This is a genomic window from Erythrobacter sp. JB1-4, assembly GCF_057365025.1.
This window is the reverse complement of sequence record NZ_CP200292.1, coordinates 970304-982153: the sequence shown is the minus strand read 5'-3', so window position 1 is coordinate 982153 and position 11850 is coordinate 970304. Positions and strand designations below refer to the sequence as shown.

Below are 11850 nucleotides of genomic sequence, written 5' to 3'. Positions count from 1 at the left end.
GAAGGGCCGCCTTCTGACCTCATGCCTGCTCTTGTACGCACTCTCTTGCGCTCCTTGGCTTATTGGGTAAGACCCAAGGGATGATCGCTAAAACCTACAGGCGCTGCATTGCTGCCCTCTGCGTAGCCGCTGCAGCCTTCGCGCTGACAGCTTCCCCAAGCTCAGTTTCGGCCCAGTCATACGCACAAGCTGAATTTGATCCGGCCATTCCCACGCTGGAAAAGGTTGTCGGACACTTGCCCGGCGAGCGCATCACCAATCCCGAAGAGACAGTGCGGTATCTCGAAGCGCTGGCGAATGCCGCGCCTGACCGGGTCAAGATGGTTGAATATGCGACCAGTTGGCAGGGCCGCCCGCTGCATTATCTGGTGCTGAGCTCGCGTGAAAACATGGCGCGCATTGATGATATTCAGGCCGATATTGCCAATATCGCCGCAGGCCGTGCGAGCAATGGTAACGCCCTGCCGGTCACGTGGCTTGCGTATTCTGTGCATGGCAATGAAATTGCCTCGACCGATGCCGCCATCATGATGGCATACCATCTGCTGGCAGCCACAAATGATCCGCGCGTCGAACAGATCATGTCAGATACCATTGTGGTGCTGGACCCTATTCAGAACCCGGATGGCCGCGCGCGCTTTGTGAGCCATTTTCGTAATGCATTGGGCATGACGCCAATTGGTGATCGTCAGGCGGCCGAGCATGATGAAACCTGGCCAAGCGGACGGGTCAATCACTACATGTTCGACCTTAACCGCGATTGGTTCACATTGAGCCAGCCTGAGACGCGCGGCAAGGTTGCGGCTCTTCGCGAGTGGAGCCCTGTGGTGGTTGCTGATATTCATGAAATGGGCGGCGATCAGACCTATTTCTTTGCGCCAGCAGCCGATCCGGTGAACCCCAATATCACGCCAGAGCAGCTCTCTTTGTATGAGCTGATCGGACGCAACAATGCGCGCCATTTTGATCGGATCGGTGAACCCTATTTCACGCGCGAAATCTTTGACCTTTTCTATCCCGGCTATGGCGATACCTGGAATGCCCACCAAGGCGCGATTGGCATGACCTATGAACAAGGTTCTGCCCGGGGCCTAATCTGGGACCGGCGCGATGGCACCATTTTGCCTTATGCAACCACGGTCAGAAACCACTTCATCGCAAGCCTTTCAACCGCTGAGGCGGTGGCAGTGAACGCAGACCGTTTCCTGGCAGATTATGCGCAATATCGCCGGGCAAACGCAAACGGGGCGACAGGGTCGGGGGCCTATATCATCGACCTATCCAGCCGTCGCTGGAATGCAGAGCGTCTTGGGCGCAGGCTTGCCACGCAAGGCATCAAGGTTGTTCGCCAATCGGGTTCAGTCACCGTTTGCGGGCGGTCCTATCCCAATGGCTATATCGCGGTGCCGCAAGCTCAGCCAGCAGGCAAACTGGTGCGTAGCCTGCTCGACAAAGACACCGAATTGCCGCGCGAATTTATCCTCGAACAGGAAAAGCGGCGCAGCCAGGATTTGGCACATGAGCTTTACGATGTAACGGCCTGGTCTGTCGGAGCCATGTCGGGCGTCAAAGTCGACCTGTGCAATCGCGCGGTTGGCGGTGAGCCAATGACCGGCGGCGAACCTGTTGCCCCTGTGACGAGTGGTTCCGCTGCCTACGCGGTTGCGGTTCCGTGGTCCGACAGCGGGCAAGCGCGCCTTGTTACCCTTGCGCTGAGCGATGGTATTGAAGGGCGGGCAAGCGATGAAGCTTTCACCAAAAACGGTCGCACATTCCCGCGCGGAACCGTGGTTTTCCCGGTCGCGATGAACTCGCCTGAAAAAATGGCGCGTTTGCAAGAGCTGGCACGCGAAATTGGCGCTGAGACGGTTGGTATTGCTGATAGCTGGGTTGAAGATGGGCCCAATCTTGGCAGTTCTGCTTTCGTGCGTTTGACTTTGCCTAAAGTCGCGATTGCGTGGGATGAAGGCATCTCTCAACTGAGCGCGGGCTCTTTGCGTTTTGTGCTTGAACAGCGCCTAGGCCTGCCTGTCGTGCCGATCCGTACCAACCGGTTTGGCCGCGCTGATCTATCTGATTACGATGTTGTGCTGATCCCCAACGGATCACCGCGCGGCACAATGGGCGCAAGCGGCCTTCGCAATCTTCGCGAGTATGTGGCGCGCGGCGGAGTGCTGGTCGCGGTAGGCAATTCTCTTGGAGCGGTGGCGTCAGGGGATAGCCCGCTGCTTTCCATCGAACGCGAGGCGGCATTGGGTCTTTCTGCAAATGATGACCAAAAGGATGCAGGCTCACTCACAAGGGCGCAGGAAATCTCAAACGAGGAGGAATATCGCGAGGCCATTGCCAATCAGGAGGCCTTGCCTGACACCTTGCCGGGCGCATTGCTCAATACCGTTGCCGATACCGAGCACTTCTTGTCAGCGGGCTATGACGATGGTGCGGTGGTTCTTGCAAGCGGATCGACTGTGTTCACCCCGCTCGACCGGTCAGATGGCACCAATGTCATGCGTTTTGCAGCGCCAGATGCCCTTATTGAAAGCGGTTATGTGTGGGATGAAAACCGCCGCCAGATGGCGTTCAAACCCTATATGATGGCACAAGGCACAGGGCGCGGGCTGACCATTGGCTTTGCCCATGACCCCTCGACGCGGGCCTATCTCGATGGTCTTGATCTGTTGATCGCCAACGCGGTTCTTATTGCCCCATCGCGCATTCGTTAAGCTGTCGGCATTTGTCGGGCTCGATATGTCATTGATAGAGCACTTTTGAACTGGTGCTTTACACGGGCAATACACCCCTCTAGCGTGAGGCCGCTTAAGAAGGGGTCTACTCATGCTCGAATTGAAGAATGTCAGCCACATCTATCCCAACGGCGTGCGCGCGCTTGATGATGTGACTTTGACGATCCCCAAGGGGATGTTCGGGTTGCTTGGCCCCAATGGTGCGGGCAAATCCACCCTGATGCGCACAGTGGCAACGCTGCAAACGCCAAGTTCGGGTGCGATCACCTTTGATGGCCTCGATATCCTTGCAGAGCCTGAGGATCTGCGCAAACGGCTTGGCTATTTGCCGCAAGACTTTGGCGTTTATCCCCGCGTGTCAGCCTATGACATGCTTGATCATATGGCTGTGCTTAAAGGCATTGGAGCAAGGGGTGAGCGCAAGGATACGGTTGAAACACTGCTCAATCAGGTCAACCTTTGGGATGTTCGCAAGAAAGCGATTGCAGGCTTTTCTGGCGGAATGCGACAACGTTTTGGCATTGCACAAGCGCTTATCGGCAATCCCGATCTTATCATCGTTGATGAGCCCACAGCGGGCCTTGACCCGGAAGAACGCAACCGCTTCCTCAACCTCCTTGCTGAAATTGGCGAGAATGTGGTGGTCATCCTCTCAACCCACATTGTCGAAGATGTGGCGGATTTGTGCCCGTCGATGGCGGTTCTTGTAAACGGTTCGATCAAGCTTGAAGGCGCGCCTAAAGAGCTCATGACGAGGGCCGTGGGCACGATTTGGGCTAAAACCATCGAGCGCGGCGAGCTTGATGGTTATCGCAATATGTATGAGGTCATTTCGACCCGTTTGTTTGCAGGCGAAACCATCATTCACATCTTGTGCGATCATGATCCGGGTGATGGATTTGCCGCTGTCGATGGCGGGCTTGAGGATGTTTATTTCTCCACCCTTGCACAGGCGCGCCGCGCCGTTCCTGAAACTGACGCAGCATAAAGCGAGGAGACGCAACCATGTTCGGTTCCATCGCGCTTTTTGAGCTGCGTTACCAATTGCGCAATCCGGTTTTCTGGGTGGCGCTTATCATCTTTTTCCTGCTGACCTTCGGGGCAACCGTTTGGGACCAGCTCACGATTGGCGGCGGGGGCAATGTCAAGATAAACAGCCCCGCAGCAATTCTTCAGGTTCAGCAGATAATGAGCCTGTTCTTCATGTTTGTCACAACAGCTTTTGTGGCAAATGTCGTGGTTCGCGATGATGACAGCGGTTTCGGGCCGATGGTGCGCTCGACGCAGGTTACCAAATTCTCCTATCTCATGGGGCGCTTTACAGGCGCGCTCCTTGTTGCACTGATCGCATTTGCAGCAATCCCTCTTGCGATTTTCCTTGGCTCTTTGGCCCCATGGTTGGATCAGGAAACCGTCGGCCCCAACCAGCTTGAGTATTATCTCAACAGCTATGTGTTCTTTGCCGCACCCAGCGTTATCATGCTGAGCGCAATTTTCTTTGCAGTCGCAACCGTCACGCGCTCGATGATGTACACCTATGTCGCCGTGGTCGGCTTTCTGGTGCTTTATTTCACCTTCAATGCAATCGTCGGCGGTGAACCGGAATATCGTGACATTGCCGGAATGTTTGAGCCCTTGGGCCTTGCAGCGGTGTCGAATGAGACGCGCTATTGGACGGTGTCAGAACTCAACACACAGCTGCCCGCACTGACGGGCACGATGTTGTTCAACCGTGTGTTTGCTCTTGTCATTGCCATTGTTGCCTTGGGTTTTGCTCTTTGGCGGTTCAGTTTTGCAGACCGGGGTGTGTCGGCGCGCCAAGCACGCAAACTTGCGAAAAAAGCGCAGAAACTTGCACGCACACAGCCCAAGACTGTCGCCGTTTTGCCCGCAACTCGGCCCGAGCAAGCAGCTTTTGAGCGCCTTTTAAAAACCACCCGGTTTGAGATTTCCCAAGTCGTGCGCAGCCCGGCATTTTCAGTCTTGCTGCTTTTGGGATTAGTGAACTGCCTTGCTGCGCTCATTTTTGGCACTGAAACCTATGGCACGCCTCGTATCCCTGCGACGTTTTCGCTGATCGAGCTTATTTCAGGCACCTTTGGCATCATCCCTCTTATTATCGCGATCTATTACGGCGGTGAACTTGTCTGGCGGGACCGGGATCGCAAATTCCACGAGGTCATCGACAGCACGTCGCTGCCAGGTTGGGCCTATATGGTGCCAAAGACCATTGCAGTGACCCTTGTTCTGTTCGCCACCTTGATGGTGTCGGTAATCGCAGCGATGGCGGTGCAGGCAAGCCGTGGCTATTTCGACTTCGAGATCGGCAAATACCTTATGTGGTACGTCTTGCCCTTCACCGTCGACTTGCTCCAACTTGCGATCCTATCGGTCTTTGTCCAAGCGCTAAGCCCGAACAAATATGTCGGCTGGGGCATTATGGTGCTCTACATTGTGGCAACCATAACCTTTGCTGGCATTGGATTTGACCACCCGCTTCTTTTGTATGGCGGCGGTGTTGCAAATCCGGTCTCCGATATGAATGCAGACGCTGTTGCGGGCGAACTTGGCTGGTGGCTCAGGCTCTATTTCGGAGGAATGGCTCTGCTTATGGCCGTCCTTGCCCACCTTATGTGGCGGCGCGGGACGGAAACCAGCCTGATGCCGCGCCTCAAAGCGCTTCCGCGCCGTGCTATCTCTGTGGCAGGTGCGCTTGGTCTTGTGGGTGTCCTCACCTCTGTTGGTACAGGGGCATTTCTCTACAATCAGATGAATGTCGAGAACACCTATCGCAACAGCGATGCGCAGGAAAAGATGTTGGCCGACTATGAGAAAGAGTATCTCAAATATGCCGATCTTAAACAGCCATCGCTGACCGACGTGGCGCTGGCTGTGGATCTTTATCCCGAAGAGAGGCGGATGGAGGCATCGGGCACTTACACCATGATCAATGACACAGGCGCTCCTGTTGAAACGCTTCATGTGCGCCTCGTCGATGCCGATAGCAAACTGCTTGAAGTGGATGTTCCAGGGGCAACGCTGGAGAACAATGACGAGACCTATCAACACCGCATCTACCGCTTTGACACGCCTTTGGCGCCAGACGAAACGGCAAGCCTGACGTTTAAAAGCCAACGCTGGCACAAAGCGCTCAGCACAAGCGGGTATGGCACGCGTTTGGTCAAAAACGGGACCTTCCTCAACAATTCCGAGTTCACGCCGCAAATCGGGATGAATGAGCAAGGATTGCTTACAGATCGGGCCACACGGCGCAGCCACGGCCTTGAACCTGAACTGCGCCCGGCAAAACTCGAAGATGAGCATGCCCATGATGAAAACTACATTGGCGATGCCGATTGGGTGAATTCTAGCATCACTTTGTCGACTTCGGCAGATCAGGTGCCCATTGCGCCGGGTAAACGGGTTTCTGATGTGGTCGAAGGCGATCGCAGGATTGCAACGTTCCAGTCAACCGCACCTGTGCTGGCGTTCTTCTCGATCCAGTCTGCGCGTTATGAGACAATGGAAAGGGATGCCGACGGGGTGAATTTGCAGGTCTATTACGATCCAAAACACCCATATAACGCTGAGCGGATGATGGAGGCGATGGATGCATCGCTAAAATACTACCGCGCCAATTTTGGCCCTTATCAGTTTGACTATGCTCGGATTATCGAGTTCCCGGGCTATGCAAGCTTTGCTCAGGCTTTTGCAGGAACGATGCCTTGGTCAGAAGATCTTGGCTTTTTGGCCAGCCTCGCGAACCCGGGCGAAATTGACTATGTCACTTACATCGCGGCGCATGAATTTGGTCACCAATATTGGGCTCACCAGCTGATTTCAGCCAACCAGCAGGGCGGCACCATGCTGGTCGAAACGCTGGCGCAGTATTCGGCATTGATGGTGATGAAGGACATGTATGGCGAAGACGACATGCGCCGGTTCCTGAAGTTCGAGCTCGACAATTATCTTGCCTCGCGCGGGTCGGAAGCCCTCGAAGAATTGCCATTGGAGCGGGTCGAAAACCAGGGGTACATCCACTATCGCAAAGGTTCTGTGGTGATGTATCTTTTGCAGGATCGTTTGGGTGAGGAGCGCGTCAATGCGATGTTGGCACAGCTGCTCGACCGCTTCCGTTTCAAGAGCCAGCCCTATGCGACCTCAAAGGACTTGGTCGGTGGTTTCTTCTCGCTTGCACGCAATGACGAAGAGCGCGAGCTCATCAGCGACTTGTTGCAGAAGATTACGGTCTACGATCTCAAAGCTGAAGAGGCTGAGGTCAAAGAGCTTGATGATGGCAATTTCGAGACGACGCTGACGATTGCTGCGGCCAAATATTATGCCGATGGCGAGGGCAATGAGACAGAGGCTGATCTTAATGATCAGATCGAGATTGGAGCCTTCACTCAACGTCCCGGAGCAGGTGAATTTGCCAGAGCAAACGTGCTTTCGATGGAGCGCCGCCCGATTAAGTCGGGTAAGCAGACAATCAAGCTTGTGACGCAAAAGCGGCCAACGTGGCTCGGGATTGATCCGTACAACAAATATGTTGATCGCAATTCCGATGATAACCTCGTTGCTCCGGGTTAGTCGCGTTCTGCAAAAACAGTGAGCCTTCGCACACCGCAGGTATGCGAAGGCTCTGAGCCGGGTATCGGAAGGTTGTGTTACCCGGCCCAATCCGGGGATGTTTGCGGGCTAAAATTCGCTCCAATCCTGATCGTCATCAAACACTTCAAGGCCTTGTTTGACAGCAAGGTTGCCCGCGACCGCTGGTTCTGTGATGGGCGCAGACGTTGGAATGGATGGGAAGACCGGCCTCACACGAGCCGGCTTTGCAACCGCAAGCGGCGCAGGGGCGGGGTTGTAAAAGCCATGCTGTGAACCGGCATCGCTTTTGGCCGACACCTCGAACTTGGCGATAATCTTCTCAAGCCGCTCCGCTTCGCTCGACATGTTGCGCGCCGCGGCATTGGTTTCTTCGACCATCGCAGCGTTTTGCTGCGTCATATGATCCATCTCACCGACAGATGAATTGACCAGCGAAATGTTGTCAGCTTGTGAGTTGGTCATGTGCGCGATGTCGTTCACTTGCGTGGTGACTTCGCCGATCTGATCCACAATCGTTTGCAGGATTGAACCTGTCTTCCCGACGAGGTTCACGCCGTTTTCGACATGGCTGGAACTCTTCGTGATGAGGTCTTTAATGTCCTGCGCGGCTTCTGCGCTTCGTTGCGCCAAAGCACGCACTTCGTTGGCAACAACTGCAAAGCCTTTGCCGGTTTCGCCTGCGCGGGCAGCCTCGACACCTGCGTTAAGGGCAAGAAGGTTCGTTTGAAATGCGATGCCATCAATGACGTCGATGATCTGTGTGATGTCACTGGATGACTTCTCGATAGAGGCCATGGCTTCCACGGCTTCGGCCACGGCTGAACCGCCATCGCGCGCTTGGTTGTCGGTCTGGTGGATCGCATCGCTGGCTTGCGTGGCTTTTTCAGCGGTCTGTTTGATAAGCGTTGTGATCTGGCTCATGGAAGCTGCGGTTTCTTCAAGACGACCTGCTTGTTGCTGGGTGCGTTCGGACAGATCATCAGAAGCCGCCCTGACCTCGTGAGCGCCAGTGTTCGTGGTCTTGGCCGAGCCTGACAATTCGCAAATTGTGTGCTCAAGCGTCTCGAGCGCTGTGTTAAAGTCCGACTTAAGCTTGGCAAACTGACCGGTGAGGTCAGCATCCACGCGCGCTTTCAGGTCACCTGCTGCCAGTTTTTCGAGGCCCGTCCCGATACTCTCAACAATTTGTGCCGCTTGTGCCTCCTTCTCCGCCTCAGCCTTAGTGAGTTCGCGCTGAAGGCTCTGCATAGAGTTTGCGAGGCCGCCCAGCTCGTTCTGGTCCTCAATCGAGGGGATAGTGACGCCGCGCGAACCGGTTGCCATACGCTCAATAGCGTCGGTGAGTTGAGGAATTTTGCGCACGGTTCTGGTCGACCAGCGCACAATCAAGCCGCTTAACAAAACCGCCGCAAGGCAGACCAAAGCAAGGATGAGAGTGAAGTTTCCGGTGGTCGCGCGCGTTTCAGCCGAGATTGCCTGATTGCGGGCTTCCTGCAGATCGATGAATTCATTGATCTGACCCAGCCACTGCGTGAACATTGGGGCGGCATCGAGACGCAAAATACGGTCAGCGGCCACGTCATCGCCTGCATTATGCCGCGCAAGGACCTGTTCCACCAGAGCATTGGTCTCGCGTTCGGTTGCTTTGATGCGGCTGAGTATTTCGAGTTCTTCGGGCAAGGGAGCGGTTGCAGGCGCGAGCATGTCATCAAGTGGTCCTGCGGATTGATCATACATCGCTTCAAGTGAGCGGATTTCGTTGATCGCTTTTTGAGCTTCGCCGCGCGACTTTGCCAAAACCACATCGCGAAGCGCGATGGCACGGTCATGGACGCTTCCTCTAAAATTGATGGCATAGCGCTGTTTAACCGAGTTGACGTCGCTAACCTGTGTGAGGTTGGCATCGACCGTTGCAATTCTTAGGCCTGCAAATCCGGCAATGGCCAAAAGAAGAATGATCACAGCTGCAAAGCCGACAATAAGCTGTTTCTTTATACTCAGCGACGCAAGCACCATTGATCTCCTTCCGCTTGGAGCCGGTCCAATAGGGTTAAGCCTGCTACGGAAGGCGAAATCTTTGGTTATGCAGTTTTGCGTGATTGCCGTTTAGACAGTGGTTGCAATTTGAAGAGCCGGTGCATTCGCTCAGGCGAACCACTTAATGGTCTTCCCCCAGTCGCATGGTTAACCAATCCTTACACACAGCGCCTAGCACCCAAGATGCGTCAGTAGCGTCGTCCACGTCGTCTCTCGCGCACGAACGTATCGGGCTCACAACTCACTTTGCAAACAGCCTATCGGGCAAACGGGGCAGGTCATGCGCATTCTATTTTATCTACCGGTTGTGACGCCGTGGTGGTTTGAGAGGATCATTTTGCCGCTGATCGAAAAGCTGGCGGTGGATGATGAGGTTCACATTCTTGCACCGATCTTTTGGCAAGGAACCGGACTTGGTCAGGCGCAATATGACGCTTGCGCGCACTTGCCATTGGTAAAGTGGCATATCGTAACCGATGAAAGCCATCGCTCCATGCGAACCAACGCCGCTGAGCGCGAGAGACTGGTTGAGTTTGTGGCAACGCTTGCTCCAGATGTCGTGCTTTGCCGGTCGGCTGATGTTGAAACAACGGCTCTGTTTCCGGGGCTCGTGCGTCACATCACTGAAGGCGGCGCTGACCCTTTGGTATTGCCTGTGAGCGCGGTTCATTTTGCCAAGGCGCCGTTTGACCACGCGCTTTTGCCAAACTTGGATGATGACCAACGTGCCAAGCTGATCCAGCTGATCGAACCGTATTGGGGCACCATTGCTCAGGCTGCCAATTCAAATGCGCCAACACGGGCAGAGTTTCGCAAATGGGCGCGGTTGCCCGAGGATCGCCCGACCCTGTTTTTACCGCTTGAGTATGAGCATGCAGAAAATTTTTACACCCAGCATCAAATGGGTCCCCGCCCCAATGCAAAGTTGGTCCAAGAGATGGTCGAACGCATTGACGGGCGTGCTTTCCTTGCTCTTACCAATCATCCTCTCAACGACCTTTACGTCAACAAAAGAGCGCTTACCGAAGTGGTCGAGGCCAACCGCCACGCGGTTCGTCTTTTGCCCGCACAGACCCCTTGCGCACAGCGGACCACCTTGCACTTAATGCGCGAGGCGGATGGCGTCCTTTTAGGCGATTCAAAGTGTTATTCGCTTGCCGGATTTTGGGGCACGCCCATCATGCGGCGATCCCATTTTCGCACAGGTGATTGGTTGCACGCCTGCAACGACATCGAGGCATTTGTACACGCGGTTTGTAACGGCGATGCGACCCCTCCTGATACCGGAATGGCACGGATTTGGTTCGCTTTTCACGCGGCCAACACCCTGGTTTTGCCCGATGATCCCGGTTTGACCGGTTCTGATATTCTTGAGCGGATTACAAAACCTTTTGCCCCTGACCGGTGGGAGAGGAACCTTTCAGTGTTCGCCCGCGGATGGGGCACGCACAAGGAGATCGCGGCGTGAATGCAGTCACCGCAATCTTCAGGGCGCACAGCGATTGTCAAGCGGACGCATTTATCGATGCCATCACGGCTGAACGCGATGCCCTCTCGCGATTTATTGACGGGCCGTTCCAGTCTTCGGTTTTCGAAGTGATCGCTTTGCTAGCCCGGCAGACCCGGCCCGTTACATTCACTGGGATCGGAAAATCTGGACATATCGCCCGCAAAGCGGCTGCAACATTTTCGAGCCTTGGCATCCCTTGCGCTTTCATCAGCGCGGCAGAAGCGGCCCATGGTGATTTGGGGGCTATCGCCCCTCGATCTTGCGTCATTGCGCTTTCAAACAGCGGGACCACAAGCGAGCTTTTGGCGATTGTGCCCTCGCTTAAGATGCGCAGCTGCACCTTGGTGGCGATCGTTGGACGCGAGGTCTCGCCCTTGGCGGATGCAAGCGATCATACGATCCTTGCCAAGGTCAGTGCCGAGGCTGACCCTTTAGGGATGGCTCCGACCTCCAGCACAACACTGCAGCTTGCGATATGCGATGCGCTTGCCATCGCTGTTAGCCAGCAGCGCGGCTTTTCGAAGCACGAGTTTCTGGAGCACCACCCAGCAGGGCTTCTTGGGCGCCGCGCAATCCCTGTTGCATCGCTTATGGCCCAAGGGGATGACTTGCCCACGGTAACGCCGTGCACGCCCATGTTGGAGCTTTTATCGGAGATGTCAGCCAAACGCATGGGGGCTGCGTGCGTTGTCGATGAGGACCAAAAACTGCTTGGTCTGGTGGTCGATGGCGATGTGCGCAGATCGTTGGAACAAGGCGAGGATGTCAGTTCAGCAACAGCCCAATCGGTTATGCAAACAGCGCCGCTCACCATCGCACAAAACGCCAGTCTTGGCGATGTTTTGGCGGTGCGAAAGGAGAGCGGGGCGGCCTGGCTTGTCATGCCCGTCATCGACACGGCAGGCCGTCTAAAAGGTATGCTCCATGCCAAGGACATACTGGAATAGC

Annotated in this window: 6 protein-coding genes; 5 read left to right on the top strand and 1 reads right to left on the bottom strand. The window is 55.2% G+C overall.

The features are described from left to right. The first annotated feature begins 80 nt into the window (after positions 1–80). From AC0V61_RS04405 to AC0V61_RS04395, 3 genes are all read left to right on the top strand, one after another. On the top strand, positions 81–2723 hold the full coding sequence (locus tag AC0V61_RS04405) for a M14 family metallopeptidase (RefSeq protein WP_486156058.1): 2643 nt from the start codon (positions 81–83) through the stop codon (positions 2721–2723). 112 nt (positions 2724–2835) lie between these two features. Beyond that, positions 2836–3732 carry an ABC transporter ATP-binding protein gene (locus AC0V61_RS04400; RefSeq protein ID WP_486156057.1) on the top strand — a complete coding sequence of 299 codons (897 nt, stop codon included), beginning with the start codon at positions 2836–2838 and terminating at the stop codon, positions 3730–3732. A gap of 17 nt (positions 3733–3749) precedes the next feature. Beyond that, a complete protein-coding gene (locus AC0V61_RS04395; RefSeq protein WP_486156056.1) occupies positions 3750–7334 on the top strand; it encodes an ABC transporter permease/M1 family aminopeptidase in 3585 nt (1194 codons plus the stop codon). Between the two features lie 108 nt (positions 7335–7442). Here the strand turns inward: AC0V61_RS04395 and AC0V61_RS04390 are convergent, their stop codons facing one another. After that, positions 7443–9371 carry a methyl-accepting chemotaxis protein gene (locus tag AC0V61_RS04390; RefSeq protein WP_486156055.1) on the bottom strand — a complete coding sequence of 643 codons (1929 nt, stop codon included), beginning with the start codon at positions 9369–9371 and terminating at the stop codon, positions 7443–7445. Between the two features lie 301 nt (positions 9372–9672). Here AC0V61_RS04390 and AC0V61_RS04385 point away from each other — a divergent pair, with 301 nt between their 5' ends. Continuing rightward, complete coding sequence (locus AC0V61_RS04385) at positions 9673–10860, top strand: hypothetical protein (protein WP_486156054.1); 1188 nt, start codon at positions 9673–9675, stop codon at positions 10858–10860. Continuing rightward, complete coding sequence (locus AC0V61_RS04380; protein ID WP_486156053.1) at positions 10857–11849, top strand: KpsF/GutQ family sugar-phosphate isomerase; 993 nt, start codon at positions 10857–10859, stop codon at positions 11847–11849. The genes AC0V61_RS04385 and AC0V61_RS04380 overlap by 4 nt, the downstream gene beginning before the upstream one ends. Position 11850: the final 1 nt, after the last annotated feature.

Coding starts and splice junctions, on each gene's coding strand:
- AC0V61_RS04405 (WP_486156058.1), top strand. CDS start 81: ATGATCGCTAAAACCTACAGGCGCTGCATTGCTGCCCTCTGCGTAGCC.
- AC0V61_RS04400 (WP_486156057.1), top strand. CDS start 2,836: ATGCTCGAATTGAAGAATGTCAGCCACATCTATCCCAACGGCGTGCGC.
- AC0V61_RS04395 (WP_486156056.1), top strand. CDS start 3,750: ATGTTCGGTTCCATCGCGCTTTTTGAGCTGCGTTACCAATTGCGCAAT.
- AC0V61_RS04390 (WP_486156055.1), bottom strand. CDS start 9,371: ATGGTGCTTGCGTCGCTGAGTATAAAGAAACAGCTTATTGTCGGCTTT.
- AC0V61_RS04385 (WP_486156054.1), top strand. CDS start 9,673: ATGCGCATTCTATTTTATCTACCGGTTGTGACGCCGTGGTGGTTTGAG.